Raw genomic sequence first — 16,326 nt, forward strand, 5'->3', positions numbered from 1 at the left:
ATGTTTATCAAAAAGCGTGAACGATCGGATAATTTTTACCAGGAACTGCAGGAGCGGACACTCGAACGCCTGCAGGAACTGAGTGGAGACGTCTGGACTGATTTCAACATCCACGATCCCGGGGTGACGATTTCGGACAACATGAATTACGCTTTGTTTGAACTCCAATACAAACTCGATCTGCCCTTTCACGCTTTCATCGGACCGGACCGCCGCGACTATGCTTCCAAAGGAATTTTTGATGCGGATTTCATTTTCTCTCCGTCGATTGTGACGGCTGAAGACTACGAACAACTGTTCCTGAACAGCATTGAAAACCTCGAAAGCTGCCTGGTCGAATTCAATGAAGGTTACTACATCATTCGTGCATCTGCATCTCCGAATAATGCCGCGGTTTCTTCCGAAAATATCAAAGAAGAAATCTTTGTACTGTTTCATGAAAACCGGAATTTGTGTGAAGATCTCCGCTGGGAAGACATTCACGTGCTGACAAAATCTTCCGGAAAACGCCAGAAAAGACAGGAAGATGCCCCGCAAATTGAGCAGGTTTACGACACGGAAACGAAAGAAAAACCGATCCGGATTCAGAATTACAACTCGTTCCAGCTGGATTTCCCGGATGCATACGGAATCGGTCTGCGCGGACTTCCATACGAAGCTTCCGAACGGAATAAGGCGCACGTGCTTCAATTGAAAGGCTACCTGATGATGATGGATTTCATGCTCTCGCACGTAACCGAGCAAGTACAGCAAACACCACAACTCATCAGTTTCAGGGATGAAGCACCTGAAGGCAGGTTGTCTTTGGTTTCCATTCCGGATGTTGCGAAAGTGGTCGACCGCGCCAAATTTGCACAGCGCAATCAATTACTCAGTCCGGCTGTGATTCAAAATAAAAAGTCCGGATTCATTGATATTCTCGATACGCTATACGGCGAAGACACAAACAAATTCTTCCAGGATTTTCAGCCTCCGGTTTCCAAACTGAACTACCGGTCAACACTGACGGAAGAATTGCCCGAACTGAACCGGAACCGTTTCCGTTCATTCAACAAACTGAAACCAACTGAGAGCACGATCGTATTCAAAGAACTGTTTTCGCTCCTTCACGGAAAAAAAGTAGGATCGGAAATCCCGGTGCGAGACTTACTGAAAAACCTGGGACTGGACTTAATTCCGGATGCCGTTTTCTTCGACCAGTACGAAGTATACCTCGACATTGCACCGATTTCCGGAGTGTTCTATAACCCGATTTTCAACGAAACACCTCAAAACATTCCGGTTCACGAAATAGATTGGAAGGAAGAATATATTGCTTCATTGCATCACGAAATCAGCCTGGTTCGGCGCAATGCCATTTTTGAAAGTTTCCTGCTGGTTGGAGCCAACCCGAGACATTACCGCATGATTCACCTCAGCGAGAATAAGCGCTGGATTTTGGTTTTCCGTTACCCGGGAAAAGAGGAATGGATGATTCTCGGAACGTATCGCACCAGAGAACACCTCACCCGCTCGGCAAACCGGCTTTGGTCGCTGGTGCGTTTCCTGAACCCCGAACGGCATCTGTTTTATCTTGTCGAACACCGTTTACTGCATTATGCGCACCCGGAGGAAATAGAAGCCGCAGATGGGAATACCTTGTCAATTGTGGCTTCCAGCCGTTTTGAAAACCAGGTGATCAACGAACAACTGGAAGAATTGCTCCGCGAGCGGCTTCCGGCACACCTGCGCATTCGTTTGTACCGCGTACAACCGGACTACATCTACGATTTCGAACAAATCTACTACCAGTGGCGCGAAGCCCTGGCAAGTCGGAAAACCAAAGACCTGGTTCATTTTTCGGAATCCATCCGGGCCTTTTTCAGAGTCAGTCATTCCTTTTCACGCCAGATTCAATGAACAGCATTTCGTCCATAGCGCTGCATGTAACGGCTCACGATGAAGAATTCATCCGGAACTGGTACCGCGATTTTGAGCTTTTTGCCGACAAACGGATCAAAGAAGTGGCAAACCGCGTGCTAATGCGTTGCGATCAATATGGTTTTGAAATCGAAATTTCCAAACTCGACCTCGACCTGGGAAACATTTCAGAAGATGATTTCGAGCAAGATTTTGAACGCATCCTGGAAGAAAAACTGGAAGAAAGCCTCCTACGTGAAATCCTCTATCCTTCCCGGAAAGAGGACAAACGCCTCGAAGAAGCCGATTACCAGCTCGAAGCATTGAAACAATTCCTCCTGCATGGGACACTTTCCTGGAACATGGCTCAACGTTTCAAAAATATGGAGGAACTGCTCCGTTCCGTTTTGAAAACCAAGGCGAAAGAATTCACTTCTTTCCTGAAGTCGTACGGACATTATACAAGTTTACAGCTCCGCATGATTTATCAATTCGACGATCCCGAGCTGTTCGAAGTCGTGCAGTTACTTGCACCGGCAGAGTTTTCTTTCATCCGTTCCTACATCGTGTTCCTGCGCGTCAAATACGCCGAAACCACCCAGCACGTGCGCATCCGGGAAGAAGAACGCAGAACCGCAATCTGGCGGGTTGTTTATGCCTATTTGCTGAACAATCAAAGTGCGGCCTTCAACCGGAAATTGTTCGTGAAGGAAACGATCGGAAGTCTCGCATCGCACATCAACCTGAGTTATGGCGAATTACTGCACACACTGACTTTTTTCCTCCGGCAGGGATTCAGCAGTGCCATTCCATCCGGTCTGCAGGTCATTCTGCAGGAATTAAAAGCCGAAGAACAAACCGTTTCCATGTCGGTAAGGGTGCGGAAACCGGAAGAATGGCCACATATTCTGCGGGAATTGAAGAACCCGAGACACAGCATCCGCATCAGTGAAACGGATCTGGATCAACTGCGCAGTTTACTTGAAAATGAAAACCAGGTTCTGCTGGTGATCAAGCCGCTGCGCGAATCCGAGATTTTCGACCTGGTGCGCCTGCTTGTTCCATCCGATGCGCCTTTCGTGATCGAATATGCACAGCACCTCAACAAACAGAATCAAAGTGGTGCACTTCAGGGAAAAGCCGGAGGGGAATTCCTGCTTTTCAAATGGCAGGTCATTTTTCCCTTGCTGGCATTCTCGAAAAGTTCGCCGGTCAATAAGGAATACCTCGTCTGGCAGGTTTTCAAACGCCTTTCAGCACGCTACAATGTGGAACTCTGGAAGATTGTTTCGTTTGCCTACGTGGAAATCAGCAAATGGAAAATCCAAAGTGCACTGCGGGAATTGATCCGCCGTTTGTATGCCGAACTGGTTCAGGGAAAAACCAAATCCGAACAACTCCAAACTTATGACAGCGTGGAGTTCCAGTTCCGCCTGCTGACCGAGCAAACCAAACTCAGCAAGGAACAGGTGGCCGAACTCAAATCCAAACTGAGCTCTTCCCTCTTCCGGGAATTGCTGCTGGATCAATTGAACGAATCGACCCGCTACCGGCTCCTGGCGGTTATTATTCCGTCGAAAGCGATTGAACTTTCTTCGTTCATGCAATTGCTTCACCATTCCGGAAACGGCGTGCGGATTGAAGGAAAAGTGATCGGCTCCATTCAGCGTTTGAAATGGTCTTTCCTGTTTGATGTGTTGGAAGAAACCAAAAGTCAGGTGTTTAACCAGGAAACGATTGTTCAGCGGGTATTGGAAAAAACGGGAGCACACTATAATTTATCGCTCAAACAGCTGATTGATTATTTCTACCTCGACTTCCGCAATTCGAACTTTTCACTGCCTTTTAATTTGTTTAAAATCCTGGCTTCCATCCGGCAAAAAATCGGGACAGAAGAGGAAAAAACGCAAGCTGTGGAAGAAGATGCTGTCTATTCCAAAGCGCTGGTTGAAAATAAAAAACGCCTGTTGCGGTATTTCACCGAAAACGAACAGAATATGCCCATTATCCATGCCCTTTCTCTGAATCTGGAATGGATGAAGTTCCTTGTTCCGGTGCTGGATTTGGTTCAAAAAATAACGGATTTTATTTCCCGGAAATGGGGTGTAAAAATATCCGAACAAGCCGTAATCCAATTGGTTTTCAGTTTCTCCAAAAAAGCGGGAAACCGGAGTCAAAAAGAACTCTTGCTGGAGCTCTGGACACTGATCCGCAAACAACTCAGTTCCAAACAACAGGTAGCTTTTTTCAAGCAATTTGTACTTGCGGGTGAACAGGAATCACTGCTCCGGCAATTCCAAAAGGAGATGCAAAAAGATCCCGATAACTACCCGGAGGCCGTTGACCCGGACAATCTGGTTCCGAAGGAGGAGGAAGCAGACGAAGCGGAGCAGGAGAAAATTCCGGAAGATACCCAGATAGGAAATCGTTTTGTCAACAATGCCGGATTGGTACTTGTTTCGCCATTTCTACCGCGTTTGTTTTCCATGCTGGAATTAACGGAAAACGGGGTTTTCAAAAACCGCGATGCAAAGATCAAAGCCATTTTCCTGATGCAGTATGCCGTGTTCGGGAACGGAGAATTTCCGGAACACGAGATGCAGCTCAATAAACTGCTCACCCATTTCAAAACGGGAATCCCGATTCCGAAACGTCCCAACCTGACGGATGAAGAACGGGAAATCGTTGACGGAATGCTGCAGGGAGTATTGCAAAATTGGGGACGTTTGACCAATACAACCGTTTCGGGCTTACAGGAAGGTTTTCTCCGGCGGGAAGGCAGTTTGGAAGAACAGGAAAACCAATATGTATTAACCGTGGAAGCGAAGGCTTTTGACATGCTTCTGGATTATGTTCCGTGGAATTTCCGGACGATCAAATTCAGCTGGATGAAGAAGGCGATACAGGTGAAGTGGAGGTAAATCAAATTGATGCTTCGACTCCGCTCAGCATGAAGAGAGAATTGAAAAGGGAAAAGTTAAAAAGGAGAATGCAAAATTGATAATTGCAACAGACTATGGAAGCAGGGAAACAGCAACTTATGAAAAAGACTCCGACGGGTACTGTTCAGTCAAAGGCTGAAAACCAGGCTTCGATCGGGACGATGTTGGATTCATACAAAAACCAGGCGGTTCAGCAGCAGGTGATCCAGCGGGTAAATGCCGTTAGTGTGGATGATCCCTATGAATTTGAAGTAACGAGGGGTGATTTGGGAAATGGAACGGATACCACGCAACATACGAGAGACAGCGTGAATTCCTGGAAAAAATTCCCAACCGGAATTAACTGGAGTTATTCGATTTATGATGTGGGGGATAATTACATCGATGGAGATAAGGGGTATACCAGCAATCCCCCGCCTCAGAAAGTAGGACAACGCTACGATGCCGGGCATTCGCTTGGTCGTCAGAATGGAGGTTTGGGAGATGATAGTCAGTGGGTTTTCCCCCAGAATCCACAGATTAATCGCGGAAACAGGTTTAATGGAAATAAAACATACAAACAGTGGCGGGAGCCCGAGAATGTATTTCACAATGCCGTAAATGATTACGGAAAAGGGACATGGAAAATCAAATTGAGCTGATAATTAAATGGATTCGTTATGAAAACACATGCACAACTAAAACAAAACAATGCCGCTTCAGCACAAGCGAAAGCAAAGAATCAGGCACCACAGGGTTCTATTCTTCAGGCATACAAGAAAGGAACTGCACAGCTTCAGACCATGAAAGAAGAAGAACCGGTGCAGGGAAAGTTTGAAACGGCTCAATTGGAAGAGTTGGGTGAAAAAGAAGAAGAACCTGCCCAACGGAAGGAAAATAAAACCGGTTTACCCGATCACCTGAAATCGGGGGTTGAAAGTCTTTCCGGGCACAGCCTGGACGATGTAAAAGTGCATTTCAACTCTGCAAAACCGGCGGCGTTGCAGGCGCATGCCTATGCACAGGGAACAGATATTCACGTAGCTCCGGGACAGGAAAAACACCTGCCGCACGAGGCCTGGCATGTGGTGCAGCAAAAGCAGGGACGTGTGAAACCTACCAAGCAATTGATGGGAAAAACTCCTGTGAATGACGATTCGGGCCTGGAAACGGAAGCGGATGTAATGGGTGCGAAGGCGATGCAGACTCTTTCGGAAAACACGCAGTTGCAATTCAAAACTCCCGGAAAGGAGGTCAAACAGATGGTGTTCAATGGTCCGCAGTTTAACCAGGCTGGAAACCACAACGGAAATTATGGCGGGCATGCTTTCAACACTGGCGGTGTCATGAACGTAACGGGATGTGGAACAAACAATTCAATTACCACTGCCGGAGAACGCCTCGCACCGGGAGCAGCTTCCAAACCGGGAACTCCAACAGGTATGAATCTTTACCGGGGAGGTTTTTCACGGGGTGGTGGATTGGTACGGGATAAAAATCTCAACCAGGCATCAACTAAAATGCACCTGATCAACCACCGGCTTGAAAATAGCGGAAATACCCAGCGAACAGCTGCCAATATTTTCCTGGGAACTCAAAAGTCTAACAATCCAACGCATTTGAACCAGGTGGAGACCCCTGTTATTAATGCCGTAACGAATCATGCCAGCCGGAACAATAACCGGTACGAAACAGCAATGAATAATGCACAATCATTGCAGCATGCTAACGGGCAAGCGGTTTTATATTGGGCAAACAATGTACTTCCTCATGCAACTGCTGTTAACCCGAATCATCTAAGGGATGCTTATATTGACCTTAACGGAGATGTTGCAGATCCGGTCGGTGCGGGTGGAAATTCCAAGAAGAAAATGAAAATCGCAAATACAACGGGAAAATATATCTTAACGAACAATTACAACGGATTCAAACATTTGTGGTTGACATACAGCGTTACACCAAACTACAACGCTGTTCCGGGGCACATACAGAACAATATTTTGGTTGAAACAAATTTTGCACAAACCAAAAAACAAAAACAGCAAAACATGTTGATGGGTAAAATCAATACCTTCACAAACAATTTTGCTCCTAACGCATTTCCGTCCACATTCGACAACGATGTGACCTACTACTATGCTTCCTACGATCCGAACAACCGATACGCTTCTGAACAGGAAAATCATACCATTAACGCTGATCTGTAATCTCTCGGGCTATGAAAACACATGCATCACACAGCGATTCCCAAACATCGGGCAAATCCGAAGCTACCAGGCAAGCTTCGGCGGAAACGATTCTTCAGGCATACAAAACTGGAACGACCCAGCTTCAGACGCAGGAGGAACCGCTTCAAAAAAAGGAGAATAAAACCGGGTTGCCCGACAACCTGAAATCAGGAGTGGAAAATCTCTCCGGGCACAGCCTGGACGACGTGAAGGTGCATTATAATTCTGCCAAACCGGTGGCATTGCAGGCGCATGCTTACGCTCAGGGATCGGATATTCATGTAGCTCCGGGACAGGAAAAACACCTGCCGCACGAAGCATGGCACGTGGTACAGCAAAAACAGGGACGTGTGAAACCGACCAAGCAATTGATGGGAAAAACTCCTGTGAATGACGATGCTGGATTGGAAAAAGAAGCGGATGTGATGGGCGCGAAAGCGATACAATTCAAAACGGCTACCGTTCAACGGGAAGAAACCAACGAGCAATTAAAAGAAGTATCTCTAAACGAACTACCGGAAGATAAAGCGCGAAAACACCTTTCCGATTCCTTTAAGAAAGGAGAAATAACACCTCCACTTGTAAATGAATCAGGACAAGTAGTTCAGAGAGTTCCATCGGTAGAGTCATGGGGCGGCGGTGAATTATATACCGTACTACATACAGACCTGGGGAAAGGAACAGTAACCTCCGATGGGACACGAACCTACGTAAATGAGGGTTCAACTCCCAAACCCAAGACCATCAAATTTGATTATGCATCTGCAAAACATACCGGAACAGCAAAAAATGTTGTTGTCAAAAACCCATTGGCGTGGGCAGCAAAGAATTCCAAGGCTGATCGTGCTTATAAATCCGGAAGGCTTTGGGATGCCGGGCACAAATTAGGTCGACAAAATGGCGGCTACGGAGATCGTAATGATTGGGTTTTCCCTCAGAATCCGGCGTTGAATCAGGGAAATCACCGGAATATGGACGACAGCCCGGAAGAAACTCATCCGATATGGAGAGCGCATGAAGACAGTTTTCATAACGGAGTTGAACAAGACGGTGGAGGAGTTTGGTGGATTCAACTCACTTAATTATTTAAAGCATTATGAAGACACACGCAAAACAGCCAAATAACTCTACCCCGGAAAAAGCTCCGGGCAGTAATCAGGCTCCGACCGGGTCGATTCTTCAGGCGTATAAAACATCCGGTAATCAGCCGATAGCTCAATTAAGAGCTTACTCTCAAACATTTACTGTTCAACAAGATATCAACGACAACGATCTCCATGACTGGGGCACCATGAGGCAGAAACTCGGAATTCCTAAAAAAGGAAGTGCAGCTGGAGCAGCCGGCTCCAATGCAAAAACGTCTTTGACCGCACTGGGCATCGCCGGAACAGATAGCCCGATGACTGCACACATGATTCCCAGAAGAGCCGGGGGAATGGGAAACAGTACGAATGCAAGACCCTGGGCTGACAAATTTGAGACCACTACATGGAAAAACAGCATTGACGATGTTTTTGATGGCGAATTCAAAAACAAGAAGAAAAATGATACTGTGACTTATGCAATTAACACAACGGATATGGATGACACCTATTATAATTCACTGCTGGCAAAGAGTACTGCGGCAACCGCAGTAAAAAATGATGCTGCCCATAAATCAAACATCAAGGAGATTCCTGTAGACGTTAGTGCAACGGTAGGAAGTAAATCGCTTGCAACAACCACTGACTGTATCAAAGATTTAATCAAATGAAAAACACGATCTCATACTTCCAAACACTCCTTCACACGGCTTTTGCGCTCTATTTCGGGCAGGAAAGCGACTACCGGTCATTGGAGGAAATTCCGCTTCCGGCAGACGATGAACTCGCTAATTTAACCGGAAAGGAATTGTCTTGGGAAGAGCAGATCGTTTTACTCCTCGGGTTGATGCCGCATGTGAGTCCGCAAAGCCTGGATTTGTTTTTCATCCTGAATAAAAACCTGGATCGTCCCTATACTGAATTCGGCGGCTGGAAAGGAACGTCGCACAACGGTTTCCTCCCAACGGGGGAAACAGCGGTTTTCCTGCTGGCACTGCATTCGACCGAAAAACGAAAGGCAATCGTGAATCTCTTCAACCAGGAACATTGGTTCTACAAGGAAAACATTCTGAAACTCGACGGACAGGGAACCGGAGAGCCCTTTTTAAGTGGAAAGCTGTGTATTTCGGACGAGTTCCTGGCGAAAATCTTCCACGACGGAACATACCGCCCGGATTACAGCAGTGATTTCCCGGCGCGGAGAATGGAAACCCGTCTGAACTGGGAAGACCTGGTTCTCCCTTACAACCTGAAGGAAGAAATTGCGCAGATTACGCAATGGCTGGAACATGGTCAGAGTATCAGCGCGCAATGGAACCTCGATAAATTTCTCAAACGCGGTTACCGATGCCTGTTTCACGGTCCTCCCGGAACGGGAAAAACGCTTACTGCGTCTCTTCTGGGCAAGCAACATGGTTTGGATGTGTACCGCATTGACCTGTCGATGGTGGTTTCGAAATACATCGGTGAAACAGAGAAAAACCTGGCCAAGATTTTCGACCGTGCTGAACACCAAAACTGGATTTTGTTTTTCGATGAAGCGGATGCCTTGTTCGGAAAACGCACGGAGACCTCTGATTCCAACGACCGCCACGCCAACCAGGAAGTGGCATACCTGCTCCAGCGAATTGAGGATTTCCCTGGAATGGTGATTCTTGCCACCAACATCAAGGACAACCTCGACGAGGCTTTTTTCCGGCGCTTTCAATCGATTTTGTATTTCCCGGTTCCAAACGAGCAATTGCGCTACGAACTGTGGCAGCGACTCGTTCCGAAAGACTGGCTGGATGAACAGGCGGAAGAAGTACTCCGGGAAGCATCAATGATCAAACTGTCCGGGGGAAGTATGCTGAATGTGGTGCAATCCTGTGCCCTGCAATTATTTCACCCGGAAACTCCGTCTAAACTGAGTCTCGACCTGCTCAAAAACACGATTAAAAAAGAATTGGAAAAAGAAGGAAAATTAGTCAATTAAGTATGATGAAACAGCTCACATTCCTATCGCTTTTGTTGATTTTAGCTGTCCGCGCTTCCGGACAAAGTCAGCGCGGAAATACCTATGTTGCTCCCTGGGATGTTCCGGCATTGGAGGAACCGTATTTTTTTGAACCGTACTTTGACACAATCTATATTCACGATACGGTCTACGTTTCTGATGCTGATGCATTCCTGAAAAGGTATTACAAGGGCAAAATCACACTGAATGAACTGGTGAAAAACCAGCAAATCCTGGACAGTATTTTACGTCAGCTGAGTGCTGTTTCGGGAAAAGAACTCTACTTTAATTTCTTTGGCAACCACCGCTTTCCCAAGGCGTTATCACGGGATATTTTTATCAAGGATTATGCTTTATCGGAAAACATGCAATTCACACCTAGAAACAGTTTCAACCTCCCGGAAGACTCCGCTGTTTTGAGTGCTGATTTACTTTTCCGTTTTAAGGGAACCAACCGGACTAATCGCTTTTTGACCGATTCGGATGCTGTTGTCAGAGCAATTTATTACATGATTCAGGAAATTACCAAATTGCGTGGAAAAATCAAAGCGGTCAACCTATACTTTCCTGACTTTGACTTCACCAAAAAACGGGCTATGGCTCAGTTTGTAAAGTCGATCCGATTGGTCCTGGATGCCTCAGCAGACTATTCTATTTCCAGTTTGAAAATCAAAGTGTTCCTACACAAACAACAGGATGAATCGATTATCGGGGAGGATTTCCTTTACAGTTTGTCGATCAAATCCAATGTGATTCTGTTGAATCCGACTAATGTGGAAGACGATTATTATGTGGAAGCAGATCCGTTCACCCCGAAGGACATCAACGATATCGGGCTGTTTACCCGGATCAACAGTCATTTTTACCTGGCTCGTTTCAGTAACGGAGATACCACTTATTATGACGGCACTATCCAACAATTCTCCCTGAACACGGTTCAAAAAATTGCACTCAGTGATTTACCGGATAACGACTGGGAATCTTATCTCTGGTTTCTGATCGGACTGGTGGTTTTGATCCTGCTCATTATTGCCCTTTATTTTCTCTACCCTCCGTTTTCATACCTGCTGAACGAAAACATGGGAATTGTGCTGGCTTCGGCCATTATTTTCAGTATTGAATTCTTCATGCTGGCTGGTGTTGTTTTCCAGAATATGTGCACGGAAGATGAAAGTACTTCACTGGATCAAAACCCGACGCTGCTCTTCCTGATGCCGGTTCTGATGGTGGTTGTACTTCCACTGATCAGGCAATTGACCCGGAACCGGAAATTACCCTAATTGGAGGATTGTTTTCAGCAATTGATCGCTCTTCATTTTTTGTGCTCCCAGTCTGGGAATACTTCAATTTCAACCGCAATATTCCCATATCGCCATATAGCGAACCCTCTGTATTTATTGGGCATACAGAAGCATTTTTCTGAACTCTCACAAAACACCAAACCCCGGAACCGGATTGTCCCGAGGTATTTGTTATTTCATTTTTGTGGCTTGTTTCTGACGGCGTTTTACCTTCCAGGGAGCATTTTTCTCCCAGTCTCCGGCCATAATACATCCGTATGGCATCACTTCGTCAATGACTGTTCCCAAACCGAATTCTTCCATCTGGTTTCGGACAGCAGATGCATTTTTGTAGGCAGAAGGTAGTTCCGTAATATCAATCTCATTGGAGAAAAACCGGACATCCAGTCCTTCGGTTTCTTCTTCAAAAACAGACTCGATGGTTTGCTCTCCCTTTGATTTCCGGTGCTGTGTTCTGCTCAGGTTTCTTCCTGCTCCGTGCGGTGCAAATCCCAGGTTTGAAGCAGTCGTTTCACCTTCCACAATCAAAACCGGCTCCGACATATTCAACGGGATCAAACGCGGCCCGGTAATATCCGGCATAAATGCTTCATCCAGCGGTGTTGCTCCTTTTGCGTGGTAGAACAAATCTCCTTTCCGGAATACAAAATTATGTTCGTTCCAAAATCTATTTTCCACTGCAATTCCCAACTTTTCAGCCGCCGCATCATGAATTACCTCATGATTGGCTTTTGTCCAGGAACGCAGTACCTGCAAGGCATCCCAGTAGATTTCACCTTCTTCTGTATCAAATGGAATCCAGGCATTTTGCTTCAGGGTATCCGGCGAAATTTCCTTTCTGAATCTTTCGGCGATCTTCATTCCTTTATCAAACAAACGGGCTCCTACTCCGCGTGATCCGTGATGCGTAATCATCATGGTATTTCCGGTTTGTTTCGAAATTCCCACAAACAAGAAGTGATTTCCATCTCCCTGTGTTCCCAAATGCGCACGTGCAGTCTGAATCATCTGCGGATCTTTCAGGTATTCGTTTTGTTCAAATGCCTCCAGCAATTCAGACGGGAAACGGAATTGGGTATTCCGGTCTCTTCCTCCCGGACCGAAGTGAGTTACCGCATGTGCCGCATCCAGAACAGCTTTCGGATCTGCTTTTCCAAAATCCGTCAGTAATACTGAACAACAGATATCTGCGCTATGCATCCCGGGATGGATGGCGTTTTTCGTTACAACCACCCCACCTACCGGAATGGTTCCGATCGGCCCTGTCGGACAAGCATCCGGCATGATTGCCCCACCAACCACTGTCGGAGTTTTAACAATCTCTTTCATAGACGCGATCACGCTCTCCATATTCGACGTTTCAACCTCGTCTTCCGCACGGATATTTACCGCGAAAGGAACTCCTTCTGTATTCAAGGGAATGATTGGTTTCGGTTCGTAAGGCGCCAGGTAAATTCTCATTTCTTCTTCGTTCAATTGATTGGCATTGATGTATTCAATCGCTTCCTTAAACCATTTTCCGGGACGGAATCCCAATCTGATCAATGTATCACCTGTAATATGTGTGTAATTTTCCATTTTCTTTTTTGTTTTCAGAGCGCTCTTCTGATTTTCTGAGGCAAAGATTCACACATGCTACGCAATCAATTTGCGTAGTAACAATTTAATTGAATTTATTTTTGTTTTTTGTGTAAAAACAGGTGAAATCACTCCTGTAAAGGAAAGACTGACGTTCGGATAAAACTTAACGAATCGTATCTACGAAGGAATTTACTTCAACTTCCGGGATCCTACAAAATTGTAGTCAGCATTATCTGAATCCAGGATCACGATTTCCAGGATGGTAAAATGAAGGATGCTATTCCCGGGATTTTCCGCTGTTGCACCTCCCAAAACAGGTTCTTTGGTGATTGAGGTACAAATTGCCTTGATCTGTGCATACGCTTTGCGGTTTCCGTTATAATCCGGAGTGGTGACATTCTGAAAGAAATCCGCATTGTCTTTCGCCGAACGAATACTGATGAAGCTCTTGTAATTGTCAAACAACAACTTACTGTCTGTAGTCACTTTCAGCGCTTTCGAGCCATACATCAACGGGTTGTCGACCATCTGGAACTCGCCCTTATCGAATGAAAACTTGCCGAGGTAAGCCGGAAGGGAAATGATGAAGGTATCTTTCAGGTGCGTTATTTTTCGTGCTGCATCCAGTTTCTGGATCCATTCCTTTTTCTCTTTCTCAAAAAGTGGCAGGTTCTGCTCGTATGCCTTTCCTTTTTCGGGATTAATCAGTTTGCAATATTTCAAAGCATGATCGGCAGTAGTTCCTTTCGACTGTTCCAGATTCAGCAAAAATACTGTTCGTTCATCCAGCGCTTCGGTTCCGGCATATTTCACCGGGTTCGGGAAAACAATCACTTCTTTCACCTGCAGAGCTTTGTCCAGCGGCATAAACAAAGTCAGGTTATTCGGCCCCTGCAGCTCAAGCACCACCACATTTTTAAACTCAAACGTACAATGCTCCTTAAAGGATAAGATCGTTTTAATGACGCAGGGAGTTCCGGCAATCACCGAATCCAGTTCCCGGTATCCGCACACGTTCTTTTTGTCTTTCACAAAAATGTCTGCATACTTTTTAGCCGTTGTAAATACATTTTTAGCCGGTTCTCCTACCCAAATCGTATCTCCTTTGGTATAAACACGTTTGGAAACCGGAGACTGGTATTTCTTCAGTTTTTCCGCTTCCTGGGCAGATAAGGTATACGCTGAACTTACAAACAGAAAAATCAACAGGAAAGAATTGCGCATTATCGATTGGTTTCGTTTCGGGAATTGTACTAAAAGTTGTGCCAAAGATAGGGATTTATGCTTTCTTCTGAAATCCAGACCATTTGTATCTTGTTACAAGCAGCAAGCACCTTCGAAAGTAACAAGCGTGAAAAAGTTCAAAATAACCATCAGCAGGATTGAATTCTTTAAACCTTTTCAACGAGCTTAAAAACGTTCCTGTTATTCAGTACCCCATTTTAAGTATCAGGAATGTCCTTTCTTTTTCAGCTTTTTAAAAGTATAAATGTACCCGAGGCAGTACATGTTCAGGTCCACTTTTTTGACCCGCTGAATATCGAATTGGTTTTGATATGCCGCCGTAAAAGAATGGTGTTTAGTCAGTTTATACTCTGCATCAATGATGGCACACGCCTTATCCAGCTTGCCGGTATGCCGGTAATTGAATAAATTCCAGACCTCAAAGGACGTTCCGAATTCCCATTTTTTCTTCGGATTCCAGGATAACTCAATCCGGTTACGCCAGAAAAAATAAGGTGCTTTAGACAATTCGCGACTGAATGCATAGGTTTTAGCTTCCCGGAAAGCAGCCGTGCGGTAGGCGACCTGGAAGTCTTTGAAGAGTTTTTTCCGAACCTTCAATCCGACTTCCAAACGATAGAGATTATATCCCTGATCCATCACCAAACGACCGGTAAAATCGGTTACCAGCCATTTTTTTAACTGGCGTTTTCCGGACAGGTAAAAATAACTTCCTGGTGCAGAACCGTTGAAATAAATACGTGAAATATACTGTCCGCTAAACTCTGTTTTCTTATTCAACGGCACTACGACTTTCCCTCTCAACCAAATCTGGTTGTGGTATCGGTACACATTCTGATAGTCGGACAAATCCACGTCCTGTGAAAAGGTTGTCCATGGAAAAATGAAGAAAAGAAGCAGCAGTACCCGCATAAGTCAGTTTCAATTTGTCTAAAGGTATTGTTTTGCAGCGTTCGGACTTAATATTGGCTTAATATTTAACATTATATGAAGAGTCAATGGGGTAAATCAAACAGATGATCGATACCTGATTAAACTAATAGAAAATTCAGAAACAGAATTCATGATTTCGGAAACTTTATTCACCGATTCAGAAATAAAATTTCCTCTTATCTAAATCCTAAACTCTCTTTGGTCCAAATCAAAATTATACTGTTATGGGACAACAATACGAAGCCGATAAAATCATTCAACTACTTCAATTTTGCTCATGGAAAGCACATACGACGATGAACTATAGTGGTTTGACTGAATTAACACTCAAGCTTGGCAAACTACCTGGAAGCGAAGAAAAATACCCAAATGAAAAGTACCTGGTAGATTTGATGAGTGAAGCCAAATCCGCAGTAAAACACGATAATATTATTAGCAAACGAAAATCATATGTTGATTTACTTTTGAACTATGCTGGTTATGGTAGTTGGAAAGATTGGAAAAATAATATATACACTTCAAAAGAATATGTTCAAAACAGATCCTCCGCATTATCCCCATTGAATCAATTAAAAATAGCCGTTTGGATACCCGAATCATTAGGGAGACATCTCCGGTCCTTATTGAATCAAATTCAGAAATTTTCGTCTTATTCTCTTGATCAGATAGTTTATAATGATGAATTACCCATAGCTCTCCCGAAAGAACTGACAATTTTCGAAGCTTATGACATCATCGTCTGGGCTATTCCAACTTCGTGGTTAGATAAAGCAAAACAAATGACTGCTCCAAACTGGCAAGAATTTGTTAAGTCTACTAATCTGATTCCGGTTTGGATTGATGCAGCAAACACATGGGAGACAGACCCTCCGTTTATTGATTTTATAAAACAACAAGAAACAATTGGAGGAATACCAGGTTTACTTTGCTCATTACTTCTCATTAGCGAACTGTGTCAAAATCTACAAAAAACAAATGAATCAGAAGTAAATACTCCGAGACTCCCCTCAAATATTCAACATTTTCATGATAACAGCAGTGGATTTATAACACAAGGAAACATACAAAATCAAAACAATACCATTCAAACAATCACCAATTATCATTCTAAAAACGAGTCTCCAAGTTAGTTCTCCAATT

12 protein-coding genes are annotated in these 16,326 nt (G+C 44.8%); 9 read left to right on the top strand and 3 right to left on the bottom strand.

Annotated features, from left to right (window positions below):
- The 8 genes from ABDV94_RS07545 to ABDV94_RS07580 all read left to right on the top strand — a co-directional run bounded on the left by ABDV94_RS07545 (position 1) and on the right by ABDV94_RS07580 (position 11,406).
- Positions 1–1,899, top strand: coding sequence for a hypothetical protein (locus ABDV94_RS07545; RefSeq protein ID WP_343606132.1), 1,899 nt, complete (start codon positions 1–3; stop codon positions 1,897–1,899).
- The gene (locus ABDV94_RS07550) at positions 1,896–4,820 is read left to right on the top strand and encodes a contractile injection system tape measure protein (RefSeq protein ID WP_343606134.1); all 2,925 of its coding nucleotides are present in this window, start codon (positions 1,896–1,898) and stop codon (positions 4,818–4,820) included. Before ABDV94_RS07545 ends, ABDV94_RS07550 begins: the two co-directional genes overlap by 4 nt.
- A gap of 119 nt (positions 4,821–4,939) precedes the next feature.
- Positions 4,940–5,482: a hypothetical protein gene (locus ABDV94_RS07555; protein WP_343606136.1), complete on the top strand. Its 543-nt coding sequence runs from the start codon at positions 4,940–4,942 to the stop codon at positions 5,480–5,482.
- Between the two features lie 18 nt (positions 5,483–5,500).
- Positions 5,501–7,027, top strand: coding sequence for a DUF4157 domain-containing protein (locus ABDV94_RS07560; protein WP_343606137.1), 1,527 nt, complete (start codon positions 5,501–5,503; stop codon positions 7,025–7,027).
- Between the two features lie 11 nt (positions 7,028–7,038).
- A complete protein-coding gene (locus ABDV94_RS07565) occupies positions 7,039–8,130 on the top strand; it encodes a DUF4157 domain-containing protein (protein ID WP_343606139.1) in 1,092 nt (363 codons plus the stop codon).
- Positions 8,131–8,144: 14 nt separating this feature from the next.
- A complete protein-coding gene (locus ABDV94_RS07570; RefSeq protein WP_343606141.1) occupies positions 8,145–8,801 on the top strand; it encodes a hypothetical protein in 657 nt (218 codons plus the stop codon).
- Positions 8,798–10,105 carry an ATP-binding protein gene (locus ABDV94_RS07575; protein ID WP_343606143.1) on the top strand — a complete coding sequence of 436 codons (1,308 nt, stop codon included), beginning with the start codon at positions 8,798–8,800 and terminating at the stop codon, positions 10,103–10,105. Before ABDV94_RS07570 ends, ABDV94_RS07575 begins: the two co-directional genes overlap by 4 nt.
- Positions 10,106–10,110: 5 nt before the next feature.
- A complete protein-coding gene (locus ABDV94_RS07580) occupies positions 10,111–11,406 on the top strand; it encodes a hypothetical protein (RefSeq protein ID WP_343606145.1) in 1,296 nt (431 codons plus the stop codon).
- 192 nt (positions 11,407–11,598) lie between these two features.
- On the opposite strand, the gene ABDV94_RS07585 is transcribed toward ABDV94_RS07580, so the two are convergent.
- From ABDV94_RS07585 to ABDV94_RS07595, 3 genes are all read right to left on the bottom strand, one after another.
- Complete coding sequence (locus ABDV94_RS07585) at positions 11,599–13,005, bottom strand: RtcB family protein (RefSeq protein WP_343606146.1); 1,407 nt, start codon at positions 13,003–13,005, stop codon at positions 11,599–11,601.
- 192 nt (positions 13,006–13,197) lie between these two features.
- Positions 13,198–14,232: a DUF4852 domain-containing protein gene (locus ABDV94_RS07590; protein WP_343606148.1), complete on the bottom strand. Its 1,035-nt coding sequence runs from the start codon at positions 14,230–14,232 to the stop codon at positions 13,198–13,200.
- A gap of 225 nt (positions 14,233–14,457) precedes the next feature.
- Positions 14,458–15,165 carry a hypothetical protein gene (locus ABDV94_RS07595; RefSeq protein WP_343606150.1) on the bottom strand — a complete coding sequence of 236 codons (708 nt, stop codon included), beginning with the start codon at positions 15,163–15,165 and terminating at the stop codon, positions 14,458–14,460.
- 245 nt (positions 15,166–15,410) lie between these two features.
- On the opposite strand from ABDV94_RS07595, the gene ABDV94_RS07600 reads away from it, so the two are divergent.
- Complete coding sequence (locus ABDV94_RS07600) at positions 15,411–16,316, top strand: hypothetical protein (RefSeq protein ID WP_343606152.1); 906 nt, start codon at positions 15,411–15,413, stop codon at positions 16,314–16,316.
- The last annotated feature ends 10 nt before the right edge of the window (positions 16,317–16,326 follow it).

This window comes from Fluviicola sp. (assembly GCF_039596355.1).
Lineage (GTDB): Bacteria > Bacteroidota > Bacteroidia > Flavobacteriales_D > Crocinitomicaceae > Fluviicola.